20 protein-coding genes are annotated in these 25,017 nt (G+C 72.5%); 8 read left to right on the forward strand and 12 right to left on the reverse strand.

Features of this window, described 5'->3' with window-relative positions; genetic code table 11:
* The first annotated feature begins 172 nt into the window (after nt 1-172).
* From ABZU25_RS12405 to ABZU25_RS12420, 4 genes are all read left to right on the forward strand, one after another.
* Entirely contained in the window at nt 173-1,492 is a 1,320-nt protein-coding gene (locus ABZU25_RS12405; RefSeq protein ID WP_355029414.1) for a ribonuclease D, read from the forward strand.
* 158 nt (nt 1,493-1,650) lie between these two features.
* Nucleotides 1,651-2,847 carry a thiolase family protein gene (locus ABZU25_RS12410; RefSeq protein ID WP_355029415.1) on the forward strand — a complete coding sequence of 399 codons (1,197 nt, stop codon included), beginning with the start codon at nt 1,651-1,653 and terminating at the stop codon, nt 2,845-2,847.
* Between the two features lie 20 nt (nt 2,848-2,867).
* Entirely contained in the window at nt 2,868-4,964 is a 2,097-nt protein-coding gene (locus tag ABZU25_RS12415; RefSeq protein WP_355029446.1) for a 3-hydroxyacyl-CoA dehydrogenase NAD-binding domain-containing protein, read from the forward strand.
* A gap of 169 nt (nt 4,965-5,133) precedes the next feature.
* Entirely contained in the window at nt 5,134-5,931 is a 798-nt protein-coding gene (locus ABZU25_RS12420) for a hypothetical protein (RefSeq protein WP_355029416.1), read from the forward strand.
* Between the two features lie 71 nt (nt 5,932-6,002).
* On the opposite strand, the gene ABZU25_RS12425 is transcribed toward ABZU25_RS12420, so the two are convergent.
* Nucleotides 6,003-6,506 carry a levansucrase gene (locus tag ABZU25_RS12425; protein WP_355029417.1) on the reverse strand — a complete coding sequence of 168 codons (504 nt, stop codon included), beginning with the start codon at nt 6,504-6,506 and terminating at the stop codon, nt 6,003-6,005.
* Between the two features lie 134 nt (nt 6,507-6,640).
* Here ABZU25_RS12425 and ABZU25_RS12430 point away from each other — a divergent pair, with 134 nt between their 5' ends.
* Both ABZU25_RS12430 and ABZU25_RS12435 read left to right on the forward strand, forming a co-directional pair.
* A complete protein-coding gene (locus tag ABZU25_RS12430; RefSeq protein WP_355029418.1) occupies nt 6,641-6,979 on the forward strand; it encodes a metalloregulator ArsR/SmtB family transcription factor in 339 nt (112 codons plus the stop codon).
* Nucleotides 6,976-7,449, forward strand: a complete 474-nt coding sequence (locus tag ABZU25_RS12435) for an SRPBCC domain-containing protein (protein ID WP_355029419.1) — start codon at nt 6,976-6,978, stop codon at nt 7,447-7,449. Before ABZU25_RS12430 ends, ABZU25_RS12435 begins: the two co-directional genes overlap by 4 nt.
* A gap of 93 nt (nt 7,450-7,542) precedes the next feature.
* On the opposite strand, the gene ABZU25_RS12440 is transcribed toward ABZU25_RS12435, so the two are convergent.
* From ABZU25_RS12440 to ABZU25_RS12470, 7 genes are all read right to left on the reverse strand, one after another.
* Nucleotides 7,543-7,965, reverse strand: coding sequence for a VOC family protein (locus ABZU25_RS12440; protein WP_355029420.1), 423 nt, complete (start codon nt 7,963-7,965; stop codon nt 7,543-7,545).
* Entirely contained in the window at nt 7,962-8,372 is a 411-nt protein-coding gene (locus ABZU25_RS12445; RefSeq protein WP_355029421.1) for a VOC family protein, read from the reverse strand. The genes ABZU25_RS12440 and ABZU25_RS12445 overlap by 4 nt, the downstream gene beginning before the upstream one ends.
* A gap of 163 nt (nt 8,373-8,535) precedes the next feature.
* Nucleotides 8,536-9,711: a HAMP domain-containing sensor histidine kinase gene (locus ABZU25_RS12450; RefSeq protein WP_355029422.1), complete on the reverse strand. Its 1,176-nt coding sequence runs from the start codon at nt 9,709-9,711 to the stop codon at nt 8,536-8,538.
* Complete coding sequence (locus tag ABZU25_RS12455; RefSeq protein WP_355029423.1) at nt 9,708-10,376, reverse strand: response regulator transcription factor; 669 nt, start codon at nt 10,374-10,376, stop codon at nt 9,708-9,710. The genes ABZU25_RS12450 and ABZU25_RS12455 overlap by 4 nt, the downstream gene beginning before the upstream one ends.
* Before the next feature lie 69 nt (nt 10,377-10,445).
* On the reverse strand, nt 10,446-11,735 hold the full coding sequence (locus tag ABZU25_RS12460) for a PQQ-binding-like beta-propeller repeat protein (RefSeq protein ID WP_355029424.1): 1,290 nt from the start codon (nt 11,733-11,735) through the stop codon (nt 10,446-10,448).
* A complete protein-coding gene (locus ABZU25_RS12465) occupies nt 11,732-13,030 on the reverse strand; it encodes a PQQ-binding-like beta-propeller repeat protein (RefSeq protein ID WP_355029425.1) in 1,299 nt (432 codons plus the stop codon). The genes ABZU25_RS12460 and ABZU25_RS12465 overlap by 4 nt, the downstream gene beginning before the upstream one ends.
* Nucleotides 13,027-14,304, reverse strand: a complete 1,278-nt coding sequence (locus ABZU25_RS12470) for a PQQ-binding-like beta-propeller repeat protein (protein ID WP_355029426.1) — start codon at nt 14,302-14,304, stop codon at nt 13,027-13,029. Before ABZU25_RS12470 ends, ABZU25_RS12465 begins: the two co-directional genes overlap by 4 nt.
* Nucleotides 14,305-14,425: 121 nt before the next feature.
* Between ABZU25_RS12470 and ABZU25_RS12475 the strand changes: the two genes are divergently transcribed.
* Nucleotides 14,426-16,321 (forward strand): hypothetical protein, encoded by a 1,896-nt coding sequence (locus ABZU25_RS12475; protein WP_355029447.1) that lies wholly within the window; start codon nt 14,426-14,428, stop codon nt 16,319-16,321.
* Here ABZU25_RS12475 and ABZU25_RS12480 read toward each other — a convergent pair whose 3' ends face one another.
* Together ABZU25_RS12480 and ABZU25_RS12485 are read right to left on the reverse strand one after the other, a co-directional pair.
* Nucleotides 16,322-18,124 (reverse strand): hypothetical protein, encoded by a 1,803-nt coding sequence (locus ABZU25_RS12480; protein WP_355029427.1) that lies wholly within the window; start codon nt 18,122-18,124, stop codon nt 16,322-16,324.
* Nucleotides 18,124-20,202 (reverse strand): hypothetical protein, encoded by a 2,079-nt coding sequence (locus ABZU25_RS12485; protein ID WP_355029428.1) that lies wholly within the window; start codon nt 20,200-20,202, stop codon nt 18,124-18,126. Before ABZU25_RS12485 ends, ABZU25_RS12480 begins: the two co-directional genes overlap by 1 nt.
* 194 nt (nt 20,203-20,396) lie before the next feature.
* Between ABZU25_RS12485 and ABZU25_RS12490 the strand changes: the two genes are divergently transcribed.
* The gene (locus ABZU25_RS12490) at nt 20,397-21,551 is read left to right on the forward strand and encodes a hypothetical protein (protein WP_355029448.1); all 1,155 of its coding nucleotides are present in this window, start codon (nt 20,397-20,399) and stop codon (nt 21,549-21,551) included.
* A gap of 168 nt (nt 21,552-21,719) precedes the next feature.
* Here the strand turns inward: ABZU25_RS12490 and dxs are convergent, their stop codons facing one another.
* On the reverse strand, nt 21,720-23,666 hold the full coding sequence (gene dxs, locus ABZU25_RS12495) for a 1-deoxy-D-xylulose-5-phosphate synthase (RefSeq protein WP_355029429.1): 1,947 nt from the start codon (nt 23,664-23,666) through the stop codon (nt 21,720-21,722).
* An 81-nt stretch (nt 23,667-23,747) separates the two neighbouring features.
* Entirely contained in the window at nt 23,748-24,974 is a 1,227-nt protein-coding gene (locus ABZU25_RS12500; RefSeq protein ID WP_355029449.1) for a TRAM domain-containing protein, read from the reverse strand.
* Nucleotides 24,975-25,017: the final 43 nt, after the last annotated feature.

Raw genomic sequence — 25,017 nt, forward strand, 5'->3', positions numbered from 1 at the left:
ACCGGTCCGGGGCGGCGGCTGCGGGAGGGCGCGGTTCGATGGCACGTACCAGCACGAACGGTCGTTGTCTGCCGCAACGTCTGGTATGCGCGGGGACACCGCGCGGACACCTGACCGACACACGCCGGACCGGCTGCACCCGCCGATTCCCCACGCGCACTAGGGTTGGCAGGTGACCGACGAACCACCCCTGCGCCGTCGGCCCGCCGAAGAACTTCCGGGAAACGCACCCCAGCACCCGCCGTCGGCCCAGCCGCAGCCGGCGGGCGACGGGGTCGACCCGACCGACGGTGGGCCCGTTCCGCTGATCGCCCCGCGTGACGGCACCCCCGATCCGGTGGCCGCTCCGGCGGAGCTCGCCGAGGTCGTGGCCCGCTTCGCGGCGGGCAGCGGCCCCGTCGCCCTGGACGCCGAGCGCGCCTCCGGCTACCGCTACAGCCAGCGCGCGTACCTGGTGCAACTGCGCCGGGCCGGTGCGGGTACGGCGCTGATCGACCCGCTGCCCCTGCCGGACCTCAGCGCGCTGGACGCGGCGATCGGGGATGCCGAGTGGGTGCTCCACGCGGCCAGCCAGGATCTGCCCTGCCTGGCCGAGGTGGGGCTGCGCCCGCGCCGGTTGTTCGACACGGAGCTGGCTGCCCGGCTGGCGGGGTTCGAGCGGGTCGGGCTGGCCGCGCTGACCGAGCAGTTGCTCGGGTTCACCCTGGAGAAGCACCACTCGGCGGCCGACTGGTCGAGCCGGCCGCTGCCCGAGTCGTGGCTGACGTACGCCGCTCTCGACGTGGAGCTGCTCACCGACCTGCGCGACGCGCTCGACGCCGAGCTGATCCGACAGGGCAAGTCGGCCTGGGCCGCTGAGGAGTTCGCCGCGCTGGTTCGCACCGGGGCGCGTCCGCCGCGGGTCCGGGCGGAGCCCTGGCGGCGTACCTCCGGCATCCACCGGCTGCGCGGGGCGCGGGCCCAGGCTCGCGTCCGCTCGATGTGGTACGCCCGGGACCAGATCGCTTCCCGGCGGGACGCCGCGCCCGGCCGGGTGTTGCCCGACTCGGCGATCATCGCCGCCGCCGAGTTGGACCCGAAGGACGAGAAGACGCTGCTGACCCTGCCCGGTTTCGGCGGTCGGTCGGTTCGTCGGTTGGCCCGCACCTGGCTCGCCGCTCTCGACGACGCCCGGCAGCTGCCGGACGACTCGCTGCCGGTCTCCCCGACGGTGGAGGGCCCGCCCCCGCCGCACCGTTGGGCCGAACGCGACCCGGTGGCGGCTGGTCGGTTGGCCCGTTGCCGGGAGGCGGTGATCCGCATCGCCGGTGAGCACAACCTGCCGCCGGAGAACCTGATCACTCCGGATTCGGTTCGCCGGCTGGCCTGGACCCCGCCGGAGGAGGTCACCGAGGAGTCGGTCGCGGAGACCCTGCGTGGCCTCAACGCCCGCGAGTGGCAGATCGGGCTCCTCGCCACCGACCTGACCGAGGCCCTGGACCCCACCCCCTGAGCATCGGGCGGGGTGTGGGGTGGGCCACAGGTGGGGGTGGGGACGGGGTTGGTTACTGGCGAGTAGCATTCGGGGGAACGTGCCCGTGTCGGCGACCCCTGTCCGGTCCGGAGTGCCGCTCCGCACGACGGCCGAATCATGGTCAATAGGAGGCTCAAGTGCCCCGTGAAGTTCGGGATGTCGTCTTTGTCGACGGTGTCCGTACCCCGTTCGGCAAGGCGGGTGGCATGTACGCCAACACCCGCGCCGACGACCTGGTGATCCGCTGCATCCGTGAACTGCTGCGCCGCAACCCGCAGCTGCCCCCGGAGCGGGTCGAGGAGGTCGCCATCGCGGCCACCACCCAGATCGGCGACCAGGGCCTCACCATCGGCCGTACCGCCGCCCTGCTGGCCGGTCTGCCCAAGACCGTTCCCGGCTTCGCCATCGACCGGATGTGCGCCGGCGCCATGACCGCGGTGACCACCGTGGCCAGCGGCATCGCCATGGGCGCGTACGACGTCGCCATCGCCGGCGGCGTCGAGCACATGGGACACCACCCGATGGGCGAGGGCGTCGACCCCAACCCGCGCATCATCGCGGAGAAGCTTGTCGACCCGTCCGCGCTGGTCATGGGTGCCACCGCGGAGAACCTGCACGACCTGGTCCCGCACATCACCAAGGCGCGCACCGACGCGTTCGCGCTCGCCTCGCAGCAGAGGACCGCGAAGGCGTACGCCAACGGCAAGCTCCAGGACGACCTGGTGCCGATGTCCATCCGCGACGCGGAGGGCGGCTGGGGCCTGGCCACTGTGGACGAGGCCCCGCGGGACACCTCGCTCGCGAAGCTCGCCACCCTGAAGACCCCGTTCCGCCCGCACGGCAAGGTCACCGCTGGCAACGCGGCCGGCCTGAACGACGGTGCCACCGCGAGCCTGCTCGCCGACGAGGCGACCGCCCGCGAGCTGGGCCTGCCGGTCGCCATGCGGCTGGTGTCGTTCGGGTTCGTAGGCGTGGAGCCGGAGGTGATGGGCGTCGGCCCGATCCCGTCGACGGAGAAGGCGCTGCGTCTCGCCGGGCTCAGCATCGACGACATCGGCCTGTTCGAGCTGAACGAGGCGTTCGCCGTGCAGGTGCTCGCCTTCCTCGACCACTTCGGCATCGCCGACGACGACGCGCGGGTCAACCCGTGGGGCGGCGCGATCGCCATCGGCCACCCCCTCGCCTCGTCGGGTGTACGGCTGATGACGCAGCTGGCCCGCCAGTTCGCCGAGCACCCCGAGGTGCGCTACGGCCTCACCGCCATGTGCATCGGCATCGGCATGGGCGGCACTGTCATCTGGGAGAACCCGCACTGGACGGAGGGCGACAAGTGAGCGCGAGGAGTGAGCCGGGCCTGCGAGCCCCGCAGTCGCGAACCGAGGATGGCACTGTGAAGGCGCCGAACGAGGTCGTCACCCGGGCGCTGCTGCGGCAGGTGAACGTACCGGGGCTGGACCGACCCGCCGCCCTGATCACACTGGACAACGGGCTCGACCACACCAAGCCGAACACCTTCGGTCCGGGTGGGCTGGCCAGCCTGGACGAGGCGATCACCGCCGCGCTCGCCGCCGACCCGGCGTTCATCGCGGTCACCGGCAAGCCGTACATCTTCTGCGTGGGCGCGGACATCCTCGGCCTGCCGCAGCTCGCCAACCGCGCGCAGGCACTGGAGATCGGCCGGCTCGGTCACCGGGTCTTCGCCCGGCTCAAGGACAGCACCGTCCCCACCTTCGCGTTCGTCAACGGGGCGGCGATGGGCGGCGGCCTGGAGCTGGCGCTGCACTGCGACTACCGGACGCTCTCCGGTGGCGCGGCGGCCCTCGCGCTGCCCGAGGTCTCCCTCGGTCTGGTGCCCGGCTGGGGCGGCACCCAACTGCTGCCGAACCTGATCGGCATCCCCGCCGCGACCCAGGTGATCATCCAGAACCCGCTGATGCAGAACAAGATGCTCAAGCCGAAGCAGGCCGCCGAGCTGGGCATCGCGGACGTGCTGCTGGAACCGGCCGACTTCCTGGAGCGTTCCCTGGAGTGGGCCGCCGACGTGGTGCGCGGTCGGGTGACCGTCACCCGACCCGCTGTCGACAAGGACATGTGGGCGGGCGTGCTCTACTTCGCCCGGGAGACACTGAACCAGCGGCTGCACGGCGCGGTCCCGGCCGCGTACAAGGCCCTCGACCTGCTGGAGACGGCGAAGGACGGCGACTTCGCCGCCGGCACCGCCGCCGAGGACGAGGCCCTCGCGGACCTGATCTTCTCCGAGGAGCTGCGCAGCGGCCTGTACGCGTTCGACCTGGTGCAGCGGCGGGCCAAGCGACCGGCCGGCGCACCGGACAAGGGTCTGGCCCGCACGATCACCAAGGTCGGCATCGTCGGCGCCGGCCTGATGGCCAGCCAGTTGGCGCTGCTCTTCGCCCGCCGCCTCCAGGTGCCGGTCGTCATGAGCGACCTGGACCAGTCCCGGGTGGACAAGGGCGTCGGCTACGTGCACACCCAGATCGAGAAGGCCGTCATCAAGGGCCGGATGGACAAGGGCACCGCCGCCAAGCTGTACGGCCTGGTCAGCGGCACTGTCGACAAGAGCGCCTTCGCGGACGCCGACTTCGTCATCGAGGCGGTCTTCGAGGACCTGGGCGTGAAGAAGCAGGTCTGGGCCGAGCTGGAGAAGATCGTCTCCCCGGAGGCGGTGCTCGCCACCAACACCAGCTCGCTGTCGATCACCGAGATGGCCGCCGAGTTGGAGCACCCGGAGCGGGTGGTCGGCTTCCACTTCTTCAACCCGGTGGCTGTGCTGCCGCTGCTGGAGATCGTCCGGGGTGAGCGCACCGACGACGCCACCCTGGCCACCGCGTTCGCGGTCGGCAAGCAGCTCAAGAAGTCGAGTGTGCTGGTCAAGGACGCTCCGGCGTTCGTGGTGAACCGGCTACTCACCCGCTTCCTGGGCACCGTCTTCGCCGCCGTCGACGCCGGCACCCCGCTGGACGTGGCGAACAGCGCACTGGACCCGCTGGGCCTGCCGATGCGCCCGCTCGCCCTGCTCCAGCTCGTCGGGCCGGCCGTCGCGTACCACGTGGGCGGCACCCTGCACGCGGCGTACCCGGATCGGTACGGCGTCAGCGACAACCTCAGGCGCATCGCCGACTCCGGTCAGCCGATCGTGGTCGACGACCAGGTCAACGACGAGGTGGCCAAGCTGCTCGTCGTCGGTGACCAGCCGCTGACCGCCGAGCAGGTACGACAGAACGCGCTCGACGCGCTCGCGCAGGAGATCCGGCTGATGCTGGACGAGGGCGTGGTCGCCGAGGCGCAGGACATCGACCTGTGCATGATCCTGGGCGCCGGGTGGCCGTTCCACCTGGGTGGCGTGACGCCCTACCTGGATCGGACCGGCACCTCCGAGCGGGTCACCGGTCAGCGGTTCCTGCCACCGGGGGCGGCGAGCCTGCCCGCCTGAGCAGATCGCAGCGCCACCGTCGCGGTGGTCGGACCGTCCCGCGTGGACCGCCGACCACCGCGACCGTTTGTGATCACCTCGGCCGTCGGAGGGACCTACGCGGGGACATCACCGGTAGCCGCACCGGGTTAAGATCACGCGCTTTGCACCCCTGACTTGGAGCTAACTGATGTCTCAGCCGCCGGCCACCCCGTACGGCCCGTCGCACGATTCCCCCAACCCGCCGCAGCAGCCGGGCCAGCCGCAGTACCCGGGCCAGCCGCAGCAGCCGGGCCAGCCGCAGCAGCCCGGTGAGTGGCCGCCGCCGCAGCAGGGGTTCCCGCCCGCGCAGCCGGGTCAGCCGTACGGCGACCCGTACCTGCCCGCCGGCCCACCCCCGGCGAAGAAGTCGAACGTCGGCAAGATCGTGCTGATCGTGTTGGCCGTGGTGCTGGTGCTCTGCCTCGGCGGAGCGGCGATCACCTGGTTCGCTGTCAAGGACGACGTGAGCGACGTCGTGGACGCCACCAAGACCCGGGTGGTCGCGCCGGCGACCCTCGCGGGCCGGCCGAAGGTCACCGACCCGCAACTCGCGTCGGGCGCCGATGATCTGGTCAACCAGATGAAGGCGGAGGTGCAGAACGAGACCAGCGCGGTCGGCGCCTTCTACGGCGACCCGACCAAGCAGGATCTCGTCATGATCGCCGCCGCGTCCGGTCTGATCACGGACCCGAAGAAGGAACTCGACGACGCCGTCAACGGGCTCTCCACCGAGCTGACCGTGACCAACATGGCCGCTGTCGAGGCCGGTCCGCTCGGCGGCGACGCGAAGTGCGGCGACGGCAAGGCCGCCGGAAACATCCCGTTGGGCATCTGCGTCTGGGCCGACCGCGGCAGCCTGGGCATGGTGGTGATCTACTTCAAGACCGCCAAGCAGGTGGAGGCCGAGTTCGTCACCATCCGGGGCCAGGTCGAGCAGCGCTCCTGAGCCGTACGACGACCGGGGCCCCGGCCACCCTCAGGGGTGGCCGGGGCCCCGTGCCGTACTACACGGACCGCTCAGGCCACCGGGAAGTACGCGTTCAGCTTGCTCCGCAGGTGGGCCGCGTAGATGAAGCCGAGCACCGGGTTGCCGCGGTACGCGCTGGCCGTGCCGCTGCCGACCTCCACCGCCACCGGTCGGGCCACCGCGGCGAACTTCACCTGCTGGCCCCCCTGCGCCCACGCCGAGGCCGCCGGCTCGACCTGGGTGCCGACCAGGGCGGGGAACACCGCCACACCGTTCTGGAAGCCACGCAGTTGCCCCTTGCGGGCCACCACGTAGTCCATCGCCGTGGCGGTGAACCTCTGCAGGGCGTCCGCCGTGACCAGCGTCGCCGGTGCGGCGACAGTGAACAGGTGCAGCTTGGTCGCCATCCACCGCATCCGAAAATCACCCCGGTGGCCGATCAGCACCGGTACGCCGCCCCAGTCCTCGGTCCGCACCTCGCAGCCGTCGGCCCGAAGCCGCTCGCCGGTCGCGGTGAGGTACGCCCGCACCGGCTCGGTCACTGTCGTGTCCATCTGCCCACACATCCTTCATCTGGCTACCGTGGCCGCTCATCCAACACCACGGCAACCCGTTGCGCCGCCCCTGTCGATCATGAACAAATACTTTGCCCTTGCGCTAACTGTCACCTGCCGCGACACTTAGCCACATGGCACAGTATTCGGCGCAGCTCGACGGCGTGTTCGTCGCCCTCGCTGACCCGACCCGGCGCTGGGTCATCCGACGCCTCGGCCACGGCCCGACGAGCGTCGGCGATCTCGCCCGCGAGCTCCCGATGACCCTCCCCTCGTTCATGAAGCACGTGCAGACGCTCGAATCGAACGGGCTCATCCGCACGACCAAGTCCGGCCGGGTACGCACCTGCGTGCTCAACCGCGAACGCCTCGCCCTCGTCGACGACTGGCTCGCGGAGCAGCGCCGAACCTGGGAAGAGCGCACGGATCGCCTCGAACACCTCGTCACCGATCAGCAGGAGAGTCAGCAATGAATCCCGACCTGGACCTGACCATGACGCGGGTCATCCGCGCCCCCCGCGCCGCCGTCTGGAGCGCCTGGACCGACCCGTCCCGCTTCGCGAAGTGGTGGATCCCGGCGCCGTCCCTGTGCCGCGTCGACCGCCTGGACGTCCGGCCCGGTGGCGCACTGGTGACCCGACTGAGCGACGACGGGGTGGAGTTCGTCCCACACCTCGACGCGTGCTTCCTCGTCGTCGACGATCATGAGCGGATCGTGTTCACGAACGTGATCGACAGCGCCTGGCGGCCCGCGAACCCCAGCCCGGTCCCGATGACCGCGGAGATCACCATGAAGGATCACCCGGACGGCACTGACTACCGGGTCATCGTCCGTCACGGTGATCCCGCCGCTCGCGACCTGCACGAGAAGATCGGCTTCGCGGACGGCTGGGGCTCGGTCACCGCACAACTCGCCGGGGTCGCCGAGAACGCCTTCGTCTAGGCACCACGCCCACCAGCCGGCCACCGCCGGAACCTCGGCGGTCAGGCCCGCGCCCCCGGCAACGTGCCACCGGGCGCGGGCCGTACGCCGATGTCAGGCCGGTTCGCTGTCCCCCGCCGCCGCTGCCCGTGCCGCCGCTGCCGCCGCCCGCTCGGCGGCGTTGCCGAGCACACAGAACTCGTTGCCCTCCGGGTCGGCGAGCACCACCCAACCCCCGCCGGCCGGGTTGACGTGATCGGCGACGAGCGTCGCGCCGATGCCGAGCAGCCGCTCGACCTCCTCGGCCCGGGTCCGGTCGGCGGGTTGCAGGTCCAGGTGGAGTCGGTTCTTCACCGTCTTGCCCTCGGGCACGGCGAGGAAGAGCACCTCCGGGCCACCCGGCGGCAGGAGCATCGCCTCCGGGTCGCCGGGGAAGTCGTCGGGCTGCCGGGGGCAGTCGAAGACCTGCGCCCAGAACCCGGCCAGCGCGTACGTGTCGTGACAGTCGATGCTGATGTTGTGGATCGTCGAACTCACAGTTGGTCCTCCACAGTGGTGGTGGTGGTGACACGCTCCCCGGCGCTGCGTACGACGCAGAACTCGTTGCCCTCCGGGTCGGCGAGCACCGCCCAACCTGTGCCGTCGGCGCGGCGTTGGTCGGCGACCATGGCCGCACCGAGGCCGAGCACCCGCTCGATTTCCTCGTCCCGGGTCCGGTCGACGGGCTCCAGGCAGATGTGCAGCCGGTTCTTTGTCACCTTGTCTTCCGGCACCGCCTGAAAGAACAGGTTGGGCGTGGCCTCGTCCGGCGGCAGCAGGGCCGCCTCCGGATCACCGGGGGCATCCTCGCGGTGCCGGGCGTACCCGAGCACCGTCGACCAGAAGCCGGCCAGGGCGTACGTGTCGTGACAGTCGAAGCTGATGTTGCGGATCCGTGGATACACGGGTGTTCCCCTCCGAATGGGATGGGACGCCCCCGCCTCGGGGAGTCAGCCGGCGCAGACCCGGGGCGCGGAGTCGTGGTTGGTGGACATCGACGCACCCCCTCTCGCTCTCGAGCTGACCGGGTGATCTTTGCAGCGGCCGAGTGCTGGGCGCAACCCCGTTTCAGCCGCCGGCCGGCGCGGGACCGGTCAGCGCGGGCGCGTCCGCCGTCGGCAGGGTGACGGTCACCTCCAGGCCGCCGCCGGGCTGGGCGACCACCCGTACCGTGCCGCCGTGCGCCTGGCACACCGCCCGGACGATGGACAGGCCCAGCCCGGAGCCGCGCGCCCCGGTGCGTTCCCGGCCACCGCGCCGGAACGGCTCGAACAGCCCCGGCACGTCGGCCTGGTCCACCTCGAACCCCGTGTTGCCCACGACCAGCCAGGACCGCTCGCCGTCGGTGCCGGTGCGCACCCAGAGCCGCCCGTGCAGGTGGTTGTAGCGAACCGCGTTCTCGATCAGGTTGCCGGCCAGCCGGTCCAGCAGCCCCGGGTCACCGACGACCGGCGCGGACTCCAACGACGTCTGCACCCGCAGGCCGATCCGCTCCACCTCGCGGCGCATCGCCGACAACGCGTTCGCGGTGCCCGCCGAGAGGTCACACTCGGTACGCCGGCCCAGCTGCCGTCCAGCCTGCGCCTCGCTGCGAGCCAACACCAGCAGCGCGTCCACCAGGCCGTTTGCCCGTTCGGACGCGTCCCGGACCACTGTCGCCATCCGGCGGTACTCCGCGGCATCCGCGTCGTCGTCGCTGAGCGTCACGTCGATCTCGGTCCGCATCACAGCCAGGGGGGTACGCAGCTCGTGCGAGGCGTTCGCCACGAAGCGCTTCTGCGCCTCGAACGCGGACGCGATCCGGTCCAGCATGGCGTCGAACGTCTTGGCCAGCTCGGCCACCTCGTCGTCGGCGCCCGAGTAGCCGATCCGCTGGTCCAGGGTGGCCTCGCCGAGGCGCTGCGCGGTCGCGGTGACCTGGTGCAGTGGGCGCAGCGCCCGGCCCGCCACCGCGTACGCGCCGGCCACCCCGACCACGCTGATCGCCAACAGCGCGACAAGGCCCTTGGCCAGTAGCTCCCCGGACGCGGAGTCGACAAGGCGCCGCTGCCACTCGGCGGCGTCCATCCGTCCGCCGTCGGAGAGCAGCACTGTCGTGCCGGGCAGCAGCTCGTCGGTGGGGCGCAGCGCGTCCCGGACCAGCAGCCAGGCCAGCAGCACCAGGATCGCCCCCGCGCCGACAAGCAGCACCCCGTTGAGCACTGTCAACCGCAACCGCAGGGTGGGCCGCACCCTGCGGCTCATGCGCCCACCTCGGCCGTGCGGTAACCCGCGCCCACCACTGTCTCGATCAGCGGCGGGTCACCGAGTTTCTTCCGCAGCGTCATCACTGTGACGCGGACGATGGTGGTGAACGGGTCGGTGTTCGCGTCCCAGACCCGTTCCAGCAGCTCCTCACTGGAGACCACCGCGCCGCGGGCCTTGAGCAGCTCGCTGAGCACCCCGAACTCCTTGTTGGTCAGGTCGACCGTGACCCCGGCGCGGGTGGCCACCCGGCGGGCCGGGTCGAGCACCAGGTCGGCCAGTTCGAGCACCGGCGGCGCGGCCGGGGTGGCCCGCCGGCCCAGTGCCTGCACCCGGGCGACCAGTTCGTCGAAGGCGAACGGTTTGGACAGGTAGTCGTCCGCGCCGAGCTGCAACCCCTCCACCCGGTCGGCCACCGTGCCGCTCGCGGTGAGCATCAGCACCCGGGTCAGCGCGCCGGAGGCGGCCAGGTCAGCACAGATCTGGTCACCGTGCACGCCGGGCAGGTCGCGGTCCAGCACCACCACGTCGTACCGGGTGACGAACGCCGCCTCGTGGCCGGCGTCGCCGTCGTACGCCACGTCGACCGCCATCCCCCGCTTGCGCAACCCGCGCGCGATCGCGTCGGCGAGGTTGCGCTCGTCCTCCACCACCAGTACCCGCATCCCGGCCTCCTCGCTGCTGACCACCGACAACCTAGTGCCAGCTGGCAACCATCGTCCCTCGCCTGGTGATCAGTCGCGCAACTGCCAGCTCCGGTACGAGCCATCCGGCTCCGCGCACACCAGGTGGCCCGAGATCGCCTGGCAGTGGCCGGTGGCCTCGGGCAGCACGTCGACGATGCGCGTCTTCCCGGCGCGGACGTCCAGCTCCCCGACGAGCATCCCGCCGTCCGGATGCGGGCGCACGCCGAGCAGCCGGTGGTGGGTGTCGATCTGGAACAGCTCCCAGCGGCCCAGGTCGACAAGGTCCCGGCCGGTCCGCGCATCGACGACGAAATACCTTCCCAGCGGTTCGCTGGTGATCGGCATGGCGATCAGCTGGCCGCCGACCGGCCAGGCCCACGCCCACCGGTCGCTGCGCCAGCGCACCTCGCCGGTCGCGGTGTCGACAGCCCACAGCCCAGCGGAGCGGGTCCGCATGCACACGACGGGGCCGCAGTCCTGCGCGAGCTCGATCTCGTCGACCGGGGTGCTCCAACGCCGGTCCAGCCGGTCCAGCCCGTACGCGGTGACCGCGTTCGGTTGCCCACCGATGGTCAGCAGCAGGTCACCCGCCACCTGCACGGACCCGAGGGGCCCACCGTCGGGTGGGCGCAGGTCGGCGCGGACCAGCACCGCGCCGGTGAGCGCGTCGCGTACCTCGACCGGCCCGTTCACGTCGCTGAGCACCATTCGGTGCGCCTTCTCGGCGACGGGCTGCGCGGTGACGCCGGCGGTGGGGGTGGTCAGCTGCCACCGCACAGTGCCGCAGCAGGGGTCGACCGCGCGCAGGCTGAGCGGCTGCTCCCCGCCGCCGGACTGCAGCAGGAGGTTGCCGTCGGCCAGTTCGACGGAGCTGCCCGGCTGCTGCCAGCGGTACGCCCCGGTCGCGCGGTCCAGCGCCACGGTGAGGGTGTCCCGCCCGTCCGCGCCGATTTCGTAACCAGTAGCCAGCAGCAGGCCGTCTCTCGGCCTGATCCCCCAGAAGCGGGCCTCCCCGGGCAGCGGGGTGTCCCAGACCGGCTCGCTGTCGGCCAGCCGGAAGGCGGCCAGCCGCCACTGTGGCGTCTGAACGGTAACCGGATTGATCACCAGGACCAGGTCGCCGTCGACAAGCACGTCGGCGCCCGCCTGGGCGGGCAGTGTCACAACGTCCCGCCCCGCCGGCGGCGGCGCGGCGGCGGCGAGGGTGGCCAGCACGAGCAGCAGGACCAGTGCACCGCGCAGTGGCCGCCCGTTCGCGCGGGGTGGGCGAGGCGACGGCTCAGGTTCCCGCTCCGGTCCGTGCCGCAGCTCGCCGAGGTCGATCACCGAGCCGGTCACCGGGGCATCCGGAACAGTCGGTAGGAGCCGTCCACCAGCTGGCAGAGCAGGAGGCCGACGATCGCCTGACAGTTCCTGGCGACGTCCGGGAGCACGTCCAGCACGCGTGCCTTCCCGGCGCGGACGTCCAACTCCGCCACGACCAGCCCGCCGTCCGGGTGGGGACGCACGCCGACAAGCGGGCCGTCGAGACCGACCGGGGCCAGTTCCCACCGGCCCAGGTCGGCCAGTTCCCGGCCGGTCATCGGATCGACGACGAAGAGCCGCTGCGGAGGGACGTCCACGGGCCTCGCCGCGGTGGCCACCATCCGTCCGTCGTACGGGAAGAGCCACGCCCAGCGGCTGCTGCGCCACCGCATCTGGCCGGTCGCGGGATCGACCCCCCACAGCTCCCCACCATGTCGCTGCGGACACAGGACGGGACCGCAGTCATCGATGTAGTCGATCCGATCGGTGGTGGTGGTGTCCCAGCGCTGGTCCAGTCGGTCCAGCCCGTAGGCGGTGATCCTGGCCGGTGACCCGCTGCTGGTCAGCAGAAGGTCGTTCACCACCTGCACGGACCCGTACGTGTCGCCCTCGGGTGGGCGCAGGTCGGCCCGGGCCAGCTCCGCGCCGGTGATCGCGTCATACACCTCGGTGAGCCCGCTCCTCCGGTGGAGCACCACCCGGTCCACTCCCCGGGCGCGTTGCCGGAGACTGACATACTCGGCGGCGTTGGTCAGCTGCCAGCGGACGGTGCCGCAGCACGGATCGACAGCGCGCAGGGTGACCGGCTCGTCGTCGGCGCCGGACTGTAGCAACACGTTGCCGTCGGCCAGCGGGTCGGGGCGGCCCGGCTGCTGCCACCGGTACGCCCCGGTCTCCCGGTCGAACGCCATGGACAGGACGCTCAGCTCGGGCGGCAGCACCTCATAGACCGTGACCAGCAGGACCCCGCCCGCCGACGTGATCCCCCAGTTGTGACCCTGCATCGGCACCACGGTCTGCCACAGCAGATCGCCGTCGGGCAGCCGGAAGGCGCTCATCCGCCGCCGCGTCGGCTGCCCCGGGTCCGGGTCGAGGACCACGAACAGGTCGGCGGTGAACAGGATCTCGGCGGCGAGCTGCGCCGGCAACGTCACTGCGGCCGGCCGGGGCGGCGGCACGGCGGCGGAGCCGAGCGTGGCCAGCACGAGCAGCAGGACCAGCGCGCCGCGCAACGGCCGACCGTTCGCGCGGGGTGGGCGGGGTAGCGGTAGCGGCTCCGGATCCGGGCCGTGCCGCAGCTCACCGAGGTCGATCACCGGGCCGGTCACTGTCGCAACCGCCACAGCGTGGCCGAGCCGTCGAGCCGCTGGCAGAGCAGGACCGGCAGCGACGCCTGGCAACTACCGGCGACGTCCGGCAGCAGGTCGAGGATTCGGGCGTGGCCGGCCGCCAGGTCCAGTTCGGCGACGACCGTCCGGCCGTCGTCGCCGCGCCGCAGCCCCACCAGCGGATCGGTCGGCCGGAGCACCGGCACCAGGTCCCAGTCGCCCAGCTCGGTCCGTGTTCGCCCGGTCGCCGCGTCGCGTACCGCGAACTGACGGCCGGACCCGGACATCAGCAGCCGGTCGCCGCGAACGTCGACAAGCAGTTCCTCGCCCGGGTCCGACCAGCGCAGCGCGCCGGTCGCCGGATCGAGGACGCGGAGGTTGCCGCCCTGGTGTGACACGCAGAGCAGGTCGGCACAACCGACCACGAAGGACACCGGAGACATCGTGGCCCTCCACCGCGGCTCCAGGTCGGCCAGCCCGTAGCCCACGACCGGGGCATCCTCGGCGGGGAGGAACACCAGCAGATCGTCGACGACCTGCACCCGCTGCAACGCCCTCCGGTCGCCGGGCAGCGTGTCCACGCTGCGCAGCAGGCGACCGGTGACGGCGTCGTGCACCTGCACCTCGCCGGTCGGCTGCACGAGCACGAACCTGTCGATCCGACCGTTGGACAGGTGGAAGGCGGGGCCGGTCGACGACAGCATGGGCACCGACCAGAGCGCCCGGCCGGTCTCGGGGTCGAGCCGGCTCATCCCGTCCGTCCCGTTCTGCCGGACGTCCGTCAACAGCAGCCCGCCGTCGGCGATCGGCACGGGGGCACCAGGATGCCGCCACCGCTGCTGGCCGGTCTCGGCGTCGAAGGCGGTCGTCTCGAACACCCCAGCCCCGGCTTCGACGCCCACGGCCAGCACCAGCCCCTGCTCGACCCGGACGCCGAGGTAGTTCTCGGAGCGGGGCACCGGTGCCCGCCACCGTCGCCGCAGACCGGCGCCCTCCGATGCCGGCTGGGCGTACGCGGTCAGGTACCGGTCCTGGTCAGGTGTCGGCGGGTCGACCAGGTAGACGGCGTCCGGGGCGAGGTAGGCGGTGGCGGCCGGTGACGCCGGCACCGCGCTCATCGTCCGTCGCGGTGGCGGTGTCGCGCCGGCCAGCAGCACCAGGGCGAGCAGCAGCACGGCGGCGCTGCGCAACGGGCGACCAACGGCGCGCGGGGTCCGGACCGGAGGCGCCGACGCCGGCTCGTCCCGGATCTCGCCCAGCTCGATGATCGACAACGACCGTCCTTCCGTGACCGCGTCATGCTGGCCGGCGAGGTGATGTCCGGCAAACCGACCGTGAGCGCACCGGCCCGGCAAAAGCGACGGACCCCCGCCTGTACGATGGCGCGTCGTGGCTGTGCCGGTGGTAGACCCTTCGCTGAATCCCGTTACCGATGCCGACCCGACCGAGGTCGAGCCGACACGGCGGCCTCGACGCCGCCCGGCCCGGGCCGACCTGTTGGCCCTCGGAGCCTATGTGCTGCTCGGCATCTTCGTCTGCCTCAACTACTGGGGTGACGTCACCGGCCGGGTCTCCTCGCACCTGCCCACCGACCACAGCTGGTTCGAGTGGTTGTTCGCGCACGGCGCGTACTCGGTGCGGCACCTGGAGAACCCACTCTTCACGGAGCGGCAGAACGCCCCGGACGGGGTGAACATGATCGCCAACACCTCGCTACTCGGGGTGACCCTGCCGCTGGCCCCGCTGACCATGCTGCTCGGCCCCCAGGTGATGTACGCGCTCTATTTGGGTGCGGCGCTGGCGGCCACCGCCGGCACCGGCTACTGGATGCTCTCCCGCCACCTGGTGCGCTCCCGCGCGGCGGCCTTCGTCGGCGGCGCGTTCCTCGGCCTCGCGCCGGGGATCATCCACCACGCCAACGGTCAGCCCAACTTCGTGTCCAACTTCCTGTTGCCGCTGATCGTGGTGCGGGTGCTGCGCCTCGGTGAGCCGGGCCGGTGGCGGCGCAACGGGCTGGTGCTCGGCGCGCTGGTGACGTACCAGATCTTCATCAACGAGGAGATGCTGCTGCTCACCGCGCTGGCCTGCCTGGTCGTCGTGCTGGCGTACGCCGTGCAGCGACCGCGGGCCGCCTGGGCCGCCACCGGCACGTTCCTGGCCGGGCTCGGTGTCGCCGGCGGCCTGACCCTGGTGCTCGCGGCGTACCCGATCTGGTTCCAGTTCAACGGCCCGCAGTCATACCGCGGTCTACAGGGCGGCGTCTTCCACAACTGGGGCGAGGACCTGATGGCCTTCGTCACCTTCGCCCGGGACACCTGGGCCGGTGACCCGGCGGTGGAGCAGACGATCGGTCTGACCGAGCAGAACACCTGGTTCGGCTGGCCGTTGGTGCTGCTCTCGCTGGTGTCTCTGGTGCTGCTCGTGCGCCGGTCGCTGGCCACGCGGATCGTCGCGGTGCTGATCGTGGTGTTCACAGTGGCCGCGATCGGGCCGATGGTGCGCTTCGACGGTGTCGAGACCGAGGTGCGCGGCCCGTGGTCGTACGTGCCGGACGACCTGCCGCTTGTCGAGATGATGATGCCGACCCGGCTGACGCTCGTGGTCGCCGCCGCGGTGGGCGTACTGCTCGCGTTGACCTGGGACGCCGCGCACCGCCAGGGGCGCGCGGTGGCCGACCGGCCGCGGGTGCCGGCCCAGCGCGTCGACGAGCCGAACCCGGCGACGTCCGACGAACCGAGCGCCCCCGCGCCGGTCGCGGCACGCCGTCGGTGGCTGCGACCGGTGGGGTACGCGGCGGTCACCCTCGCCGTGCTGCCGCTGCTGCCCCGGCCACTGCCCGCCCAGCAGATCGATCCGCCACCGCACTTCATCACGGCGGGCGGTTGGCGGCCCTACGTGCCGGCGGGCCGGACCCTGGTGCCGGTGCCGATCCCGAGCAACGTGCACGGCCTGCCGACACTGCGCTGGAGTGCGCTGACCAAGCAGGAGTTCCCCGTCCCCGGCGGTTACTTCATCGGCCCGAACGAGGTGGGCGAGGGGGTCTTCGGCGCGCCGAACCGGCCCACCAGCAGCCTCATCTACTCCACGATGGACAAGGGCGCGGTGCCGGCACTCACCGACGAGAACCGCCGCCAGGCCGTCGAGGATCTGCGGTTCTGGCGGGCGTCGGTGGTGGTGCTCGGGGCGCACCCGCGCGAGGCGGTGCTGCGCGAGCTGGTCACCGGGCTGATCGGGCCGCCGCAGCGGGTCGACGACGTGTGGGTGTGGGACGTCCGCGCCCTGGTGGGTTGATCAGTCGACCTGGTTCCGGACGTCCCACAGCCACCCGCCGTCGACTTCTCGGCCCGGCCCGAGCAGGTCGTCGACGGTCCGGCGGACCGGGTCACCGTGCTCCAGCAGGCCCAGGACGACCACCGCGGCACGCCAGTGCCGCAGGTCGTCGACGGCCTGGCGACGGTCGGCGTCGGTCAGCACCGGCACCATGCCGGTCTCGGCCACCCGGCGTAACAGCACCGACGTGGGCCGGTCCGGCGCGCCCCAGCGGGCCGCCGGGTCGTCCGGACCGCTGGGGCCGATGAAGTAACCACCCGGCGCGCGGAACGCCAGACCGGTACGGGCCGACCAGAGCATCACCGCGCTGCGTCCGGCACCGGTGACCGGGGGCACCGCGACCACGCTGCGGCCGGGTGGCACCAGCGCACGCCAGCCGCCGTCGGCGACGAACGCCGGCACCGGCGCGACCGGCACCACCCGGATCGGCGTCGGGACCAGGGGCAGCAACGCGGCGGCGACCGCGCCGACCCACAACAACCGCACCGGCAGACCCGGTGCGGCGATCGGCCCGCGCGCGGTGCGGACCCGGTCCAGGGAGAGCGCCACCAGCACACCCAGCACCGGTACGCAGATCAGCGCGAACCGGGCCGGCACCGCGAGGTCGAGCAGCGGCAGCCCGGCGACCAGCCGGTACGGCCCCGGGATGCCGGTGGCGGTGCCGTCCACCCGCAGCTCGGTGCCGAGCGAGAGCAGGGCGAAGAGCACGCCACAACCGGCCAGCGCCCGGACCAGTGGCCGTCGCCACTGCCAGATCACGATCACCACGGCGAGCACCAACAGTCCCGGGCCGAAGAACGAGTTCTCCTCGGTCGGGTTCGGTGACAGCAACCCCGGCAGCCAGTCGTCACCGAGGACGGTCTGCCGGGCCGACGCGGTGAACGACGCGGCGTCCAACTGGAAGCCGTGCGTGTCGAACGCCATTCCGGAGTAGTGCTGCGGGCCGTGGAACTGAAACCACAGCGGGTACGCCAGCAGCACCGCCGCCACAGCGACCGCCACCGCGAGCCGGCCGAAGAGGGCAGGTGCGAGCCGTCGGGCGGCCTCGGAGTCGGCGAGCGCGTAGCCCACCGCGAACACCCCGGCCGCGAGCGCGAGGAAGACCAGCACCTCCTCACCGATGAAGACCTGCCAGACGAGCAGCAGGCCGAGGCCGAGGCCGGCCCGCCAGGCGCCGCCGGGCCGGCGCTCCGCGGCCGGGGCGGACCGGAACACCAGGGCGAGGATCGCGGGCACCAGGAACTGCGCGGCGATGTGCAGGTGGGCGCTCGCCTGGGCGATCATGCCCGGGGCGAAGCCGCAGACCAGCCCGCCGACCGCAGCCGCGGACCGGCTGGTGACCAGCCGGCGGCGCAGGAGCGCGTACCAGGCCGCCGCCGTGCCGGCCAGGCAGCAGACGACCGCCACGCAGAACGCCACCTGTGACCCGAGGAGCAGGGTGACCGGGGCCAGCGGAACGCCCAGGCCGAGCACCGACGTGTTCGCCATCAGGTTGACCCCGTCGGGCGCGTTCAACGCGGCGCTGTGGAGCGGGTTCTCCCCCGCGACCACGGCATGCGCCGCGTGGGCCAGCATCCACTCGAAGAGGATCTGGTCACCCGCCTGGTGGAACAGCAACCACGGGTGCCCCCACTGCCCGCCGGTCAGCAGCACGGCCAGGCCCAGATAGCCGGCCACCACAAGCAGGTCCCGGAACCGGGCCGGCCGGGACGTGCTGGCCGCCGCCGGGGGCGACGTGGTCTCCGACGTCGTCCCGGTGGTCATCAGACCGAACGGTCGGTGAGCGCCCGGACGTCCCAGACCCAGACGTCCAGCTCCTGGCGGCCCGGACCGACCAACTCCTCGACCGTCCGCCGCAGCGGCTCGGCGTTCTGCTGTCGCAACGGCAGCACCAGGATCGCCGCCCGCCAGTGCCGCAGCTCGTCGGCGAATCGACGGCGCTGCCGGTCGTCGAGCTTCGGCGTACGGCCGGTGGTCGCCACCTCCTCCAGCATCTGGCCCACCCCGCTGGGTCGGCCGCCGAACCGGCCGGCGTCACCGGTGTTCCCGTTTCGGGGGGCGAGGAAGTAGCCGCCGGGGATCTTGAAGTCGAGGTTGGTGGCCGCCGCCCAGCGCATGCCGTGCGTGTTGCCCATGCTCGGCACCGGGATCGGGACCAGCGTCTGGTCGGGTCCGACGTACGCCCGCCAGCGGTCGGCGGTGATGAAGTCCGGCACCGGCGGTCGGGAGACCATCCGCAGCGGCATCGGGGCGATCGGCAGCAGGGCGAACGCCAGGCCCGCCGCGGTGAGCGTCCGCACGGTACGCCGGTCGGCAGGACGCAACGCCCAGGCCCGTTCGACGGCGAGCGCGAGCAGCAGACCGACCACCACGCTGGTGATCAGGCCGAACCGGGTCGGCACCACCGCGTCCAGCAGCGGCAGGCGGACCAGCAGCTGCCACGGCCCGGTGACCAGCTCCCGATCCCACCAGGAGACCCGCTCGCCGAGCGAGAGCACGGCGAAGAGCAGGCCCGTTGCCGCGAGCGCCCGGACGATCAGCTCCCGGCGCAGCCAGACCACGATGCCGATGGCGATCAGCGACAGGCTCCAGCCGAAGAAGGCGTTCTCCTCGGAGTAGTTCGGGGCGAGATTGATGTTGGCTCGCTGGTTGCCGCCGAGGGTGGGCGAGCCCGGGGCGAAGAAGGCGGCGATGTCGTTGCCGTAGTCCTTCACCGCGTCGCTGAGCCCGTGGTAGGCCATCGGCCCGGCGAACTGCACGTACAGGGGGTACGCCAGCAGCGCCCCGGCCAGCACCGCGCAGGTCACCACACCGGCGCCCAGGGGCCGCCACGCGGCCCGCCAGCGGGCCGGCTCCTGGACGAGCACCGCCAGCAGGAAGACGCCGCAGGCCAGCGCCGTGAAGAGCAGGATCTCCTCGTTGATGAACGCCTGCACGGCGACCAGCAGGGCGAGCAGCGCGCCGTCCCGGACCGGCCGGGTCGACCGGGTGAGCACCAGCACCCGCCAGACGACGAACGGCAGCAGGAACTGGCTGATGATGTTCGGGTGCCAACTGGCGTGCGAGAGCATCGCGGGCGAGAAGCCGCAGAACCAGCCGCCGGCCGCCGCCGCGAGCGGGGTGCGCACCAGGTGGCGGGAGAGCATGAGGTACCAGGCCATGGCGGTGCCGGCGAGGCCGAGCGTCACAAGCACCACGAAGGAGACCGCCGGCCCGAACAGCAGCGTCACCGGGACCATCGGGATGCCCAGCGCCAGCACAGCCGTGTTGGCCATCAGGTTGACGCCGTCGGGGTAGTTGAACTGCTCGGTGTAGAACGGGTACTCGCCGTGCAGCACCACGCGTACCGAGTGGGCGAGGAAGAACTGCACCTGCGCCGGGTCACCGGTGTAGAGCGAGGCCACCCGGCCGGACGGGTCGAGCCAGATCCGGCTGGTCACCCAGAGCGCGGCGAGCAGGAACAGCCCGCCCACCGCCAGGTGCTGCCGCCGCCGCGTCCACCGACGCCACCATGCCCGCGACGGTACGGTCGCCGCGCTCTCCGCGGTCTCGGCCGGCGCGACGGTCTCGGCCGGCGCGACGGTCTCAGCCGGCGCAGCGGTTTCGGCCGGCGCAGCGGTTTCGGCCGGCGCGACCGTCTCAGCCGGCGCGACGGTCTCAGCCGGGGCGGTGCGGGTGGGGCCGGTCGCGCGCTGGGCCTCGGTCGGCGCGGTGGAGGTGCTGGTCAGCGCGGCGGGGCCGACGAAGGAGCCGGCCGGCGTGCGATAGCTCACCATCTCGTCGGAGCCGACTGCCGACTCCGGGTGCGGCGCGGGCAGGGCGCGGGACTCGGCAGGCGTCACAGTCGGCGGAGTCTACCGGAGCAACGAAAACGCACTAAAGCCCCGGTGGCGTCCATTGTGGTTGGTCGGGCGACGACCACCTGAGGTCCGGCATCGGACATCTCGTACTATGGCGCTTTCCGACAGCGACGGCGAGGCGATCGGGGGCGGGCCAGGTGACTCCAGGCCGTCGGTACGGCAGGACGCTCGCCGTCCTGCTGGGTGCGCTGCTGGCCACCACGGCATGCGGTCCGGTCGCCGATCGGCAGCCGCAGGACCTGCGGGTGGGGTACGACAGCCTGGACGGCACGCTGGCAGTGTGGCCACCGCGCGGCGATCTCTCGGAGGACGCCAGGGCGACGGCAGCGGTCACCGACGCGGTTCGTGACTGGCGGTCGCCGGCCGATGACCGGGCGCACCTGCCCACGTCCGGCATCCTCTTCTCCGGTCGGGTCGACGGTGCCCCGACGGCGATCGTGGCCGCCGACGTGCCCGGCGAGAGCGCCTCCTGGCTGCTGCAACTCACCCGCGACGGTGATCGGTACGCGGTGACCCGCGCCACCGAATACACCGACCCGGGTTATCTCGTCTACTCCGACGTGCTGCCGGTGCAGACCGCCGGCGGCCGGCGCTACCTGGTCTCCGCCCGGGTGCAGACCCTGGTCGGGCCGCAGGATCGGACGTTGACCGTCGCGGACGGCCTCAGCGCACCGGTCAACGTGCCGGCCTGCACGGCTGTCGCCGTCACCGCGACCCTCCGAACCACCGAGTCGTTGCCCCGCGGACGGGCCGCCGACCGGCTGCTCGACCTCGGCACCGGCACCGTCGATCCGCGCTATCCCCTGGTCCGGGACGAGTCCGGCACGGGACGGCGGGCGCTGACCGGCCTGGACACCTGTGTGCTGGCCGGCGACCTGGGTCCGTTCGGCAGCATCCCGCGCCGGATCGGCGACCGGGACGCGCCGCGCTCGGTGCCGACGTCCTGGCCGATGGCGAAACTCACTGTCCGCTCGCTCGGTGAGGTCGCCCTCGGCGGTGGCGCGGCGGCGGAACTGCAGCAGCTCAGCTGGGACACCGACGCCGGCGCGATGACCGCTGTGGTCTACCGACCGGCCGACGGCGGCGCACCCGTCGTCTCGCCCGCGGACCGGGCCACCCCGTTGCAGGCGTACCAACTGCCCGTTCCCGGTCAGCCGCTGGTGGTGCTCAGCTGGCGGGCCACCCGGGACAGCTCCCTGTCCGTCCCACCGGGCACTCCGCTGCTGGTCGAGCGCCCCGGGCTGGCGGTCATCCCCAGCCCGTCCCGCTCCCAGACCTACAGCCTCGCCAACTCCGACAAAACCCACTACCGCTCGGTAAAGCCGCGCTAGCCCGCACCGCGCCAGCCCGCGTGACCGGGCACCTTCCGCGCCGACGGATCGGTGCTGAAGGCGCAGCACGCCGACCGGAAGCCCAAGATCGGTGGGCCGGGGCGACGGAGTGGGGATGGATGCACGACGGCGGGTGTCCCTCAGGACACCCGCCGTCGTTTCTTCTCGTCAGTTCTGCGCAGCCGCGTCGCTGGGGGTCAGGCGGTCCGGGGTGGCATCCAGGCCGGAGATCCAGCCGGTGACGTTGCGGGCCACGTCCTGGGCGGTCAGGCCCAGGTCGGCGAGGATCTGCGCGCGGGTGCCGTGCGGGTGCCAGTCGGCCGGTACGCCCAGGTCCTTGAGCGGCACCCGGACGTCGGCGTCCCGCATCGCCTGGCCGAGCGCGTCGCCCACCCCGCCGACCCGGACGCCGTCCTCGACGCTGACCACGAGTCGGTGGCGGGCGGCCAGGTCGACAAGCTCCGCCGGAACCGGGCGCACCCAGCGGGGGTCGACGACCGTGACCCCGTAGCCCTGCTCGGCGACCCGGGCGGCGACCTCCATGCCCAGCTGGCCGAAGGAGCCAACGGCAACCAGCAGTACGTCGGTACGCGCCGACTCGGCCAGCACGTCGACCGGGCCGACCCGGCGCAGCGCCGGCAGGTCCGCGGCGACCGCGCCGGTCGGGAAGCGCACCACTGTCGGACCGTCGTCGACGGCCACCGCCTCGCGCAACTCCTCGCGCAGGGTTGTGGCGTCGCGGGGAGCGGCGATCCGCAGGCCGGGCACCACCCCGAAGACGGACATGTCCCAGATGCCGTAGTGGCTGGGGCCGTCCGGGCCGGTGATGCCCGCCCGGTCCAGCACGAAGGTCACCGGCAGCTTGTGCATCGCCACGTCCAGCAGGACCTGGTCGAAGGCGCGGTTGAGGAAGGTGGCGTAGACCGCGACCACCGGGTGCAGACCGCCGAGCGCCAACCCGGCCGCCGAGGTGGCGGCGTGCTGCTCGGCGATGCCCACGTCGTACACCCGCTCGGGGTACTTGCGGGCCAGCTTGGCGATGCCGGTCGGCTCGGCCATCGCGGCGGTGATGCCCACCACGTCCGGGCGCTCGTCGGCGACGGCCAGCAGCTCGTCGGCGAAGACGTGGGTCCACTTCACCGCCGGGGCGGCCAGCAGCGCGCCGGTCTCCACGTCGAAGGCGCCGCCGGGGCCGTGCAGGCAGTCCGCCTCGTCCTCCTCGGCCGGGCGGTAGCCGTACCCCTTGCGGGTGACGGCGTGCACGATCACCGGACCGCCGAAGTTCTTCGCCGCGCGCAGCGCCGACTCGACGGCCGCCACGTCGTGCCCGTCCACCGGGCCGACGTACTTGATGCCGAGGTCCTCGAACATGGCCTGCGGGGCGACCGCGTCCTTGATGCCCTTCTTGACCGCGTGCAGCACCTCGTACATCGGTCGGCCGACCAGCGGCGTGGAGCCCAGGGCGTCCTTGACCGTGTCGAGGACCTTCTCGTAGCCGGGGTTGAGCCGCAGCGACGAGAGGTGGTCGGCGAGGCCGCCAATGGTCGGCGAGTAGGACCGCCCGTTGTCGTTGACCACGATGACGAGGGAGTTGCCGGCGGTGGCGATGTTGTTCAGCGCCTCCCAGCACATGCCGCCGGTCAGCGCGCCGTCGCCGACCACGGCCACGACGCTGCGGGCCTCACCCCGCAGGGCGTACGCCTTGGCCAGGCCGTCGGCGTAGGAGAGCGCGGTCGAGGCGTGCGAGTTCTCGATGAGGTCGTGCTCGCTCTCCGCCTGGCTGGGATAGCCGGAGAGGCCACCGCGCTGGCGGAGCTTGTCGAAGCCGGCCTGGCGGCCGGTCAGGATCTTGTGCACGTACGACTGGTGACCGGTGTCGAACAGCAGCCGGTCCCGGGGCGAGTCGAAGACGCGATGCATGGCCAGCGTCAGCTCGACCACACCGAGGTTGGGTCCGACGTGCCCGCCGGTGCGGGAGACCTTGGCGATCAGGAAGTCCCGGATCTCGGCGGCGAGGACGTCCAGTTCCTCACCGGACATCCGCTTGACGTCCTGCGGACCGCGGACCGTCCCCAGCAACCGGCCGTGGTTGGCCGTGTCCTCTTCAACACTCATGAACGGAGAGTCTATCGGCCGCCCGGCACTCCGCAGCCCGGGCCGAGCGGCCCGAGCCGCGCGGGTCGACTGAGTGCCTGGTCAGAGCCGCTCGACCGGGGGCAGCAGCAGCCCGACCTGCTCGACGTGCTGCGTCATCGGGAACAGGTCGAAGCCCCGCAGCGCCGCCAGCCGCCAACCCAGCTCGGTGAAGGTGCGTACGTCCCGGGCGAAGGCCGCCGGGTCGCAGGCCACGTACGCGACCGCCCGCGGGCCGGCTGCGACGATGTCCCGCACCACCTGGGCGCCCGCGCCGGAGCGCGGCGGGTCGAGCACCACCACGTCGACCGGGCCGGTGATCCGTCGGCGGGTCAGCGCGGTCTCCACCCGGGCGGCGACCACCTCGACCCGGGGCAGGTCGACCAGGTTGGCGCGGGCCGCGTCCACCCCGTCCCGGCTCGATTCGACAAGGGTGATCCGGGCGTCGCCGACCCGGCCGGCGAGGGCCGCGGCGAACAGCCCAGCGCCGCCGTAGAGGTCCCACGCGGTCTCGCCCGGCTGTGGGTCCAGCAGGTCCAGCACCGCAGCACAGAGGGTGTCCGCCGCGGCCGGGTGCACCTGCCAGAACCCGGACGCGGGCAGCGTCCAGTCCCGTCCGGTGGCCACCTCGCGGACCTCGGTCGGCCCGCTCACCGGGGTGGGCACCCCGTCGCGGACCTCCGTGACGGTCACGTCCCCGCCGGTGCTGGCGACGGTCTCCACCGCCTCGGCGGCCGGCCAGCGCTCGGTCAGCACCGGCAGCTGCTGGATGGCCGGGTGGGCGATCCGGCAACGGTCGATCGGCACCACCTCGTGCGAGCGGTGTTTGAGCAGGCCGGCCCGGTCTGCGGCGTCCACGGCGTAGCGGACCCGGGAGCGCCAGCCGAGCAGCCCGCCGGGCAGCGCCTCGACCCGGACGCCGAGCTGGTCCAGCTCGACGTCGGTCAGCCCGCCCAGGCGGACGAGCTGCTCGCGCACCACTGCGGTCTTCCAGGCCAGTTGCGCGGCCGGGGCGACGTGTTGCAGGTCGCAACCCCCGCAGGCGCCCGGCTTCGCGTACGGGCAGGGCGGCTCGACCCGGTCCGGTGAGGCTTCCAACACGGTCACCGCGTCGGCCCGGACGAAACCCCGGTGCACCTCCGTGACCTCGGCGATGACCCGTTCGCCGGGCAGCGCGTGCCGGACGAAGACCACCTGCCCGTCCACCCGTGCCACGCAGTGCCCGCCCGGGGCGACCGCGTCGACGGTCAGCTCGACCCGTTCCGCCTCGGCCAGACCACGCTCGGCCACCGACGCCACCGACGCCACCGACGCCACCGACGGCACCGACGGC

This window comes from Micromonospora sp. NPDC005215 (assembly GCF_040607915.1).
Taxonomy (GTDB): Bacteria; Actinomycetota; Actinomycetes; order Mycobacteriales; family Micromonosporaceae; genus Micromonospora.

Excerpts from the sequence above, each read along its gene's own strand:
- ABZU25_RS12420 (WP_355029416.1), top strand. The coding sequence starts at position 5,134 with ATGTCTCAGCCGCCGGCCACCCCGTACGGCCCGTCGCACGATTCCCCC.
- ABZU25_RS12425 (WP_355029417.1), bottom strand. The coding sequence starts at position 6,506 with ATGGACACGACAGTGACCGAGCCGGTGCGGGCGTACCTCACCGCGACC.
- ABZU25_RS12430 (WP_355029418.1), top strand. The coding sequence starts at position 6,641 with ATGGCACAGTATTCGGCGCAGCTCGACGGCGTGTTCGTCGCCCTCGCT.
- ABZU25_RS12435 (WP_355029419.1), top strand. The coding sequence starts at position 6,976 with ATGAATCCCGACCTGGACCTGACCATGACGCGGGTCATCCGCGCCCCC.
- ABZU25_RS12450 (WP_355029422.1), bottom strand. The coding sequence starts at position 9,711 with ATGAGCCGCAGGGTGCGGCCCACCCTGCGGTTGCGGTTGACAGTGCTC.
- ABZU25_RS12455 (WP_355029423.1), bottom strand. The coding sequence starts at position 10,376 with ATGCGGGTACTGGTGGTGGAGGACGAGCGCAACCTCGCCGACGCGATC.
- ABZU25_RS12480 (WP_355029427.1), bottom strand. The coding sequence starts at position 18,124 with ATGACCACCGGGACGACGTCGGAGACCACGTCGCCCCCGGCGGCGGCC.
- dxs (WP_355029429.1), bottom strand. The coding sequence starts at position 23,666 with ATGAGTGTTGAAGAGGACACGGCCAACCACGGCCGGTTGCTGGGGACG.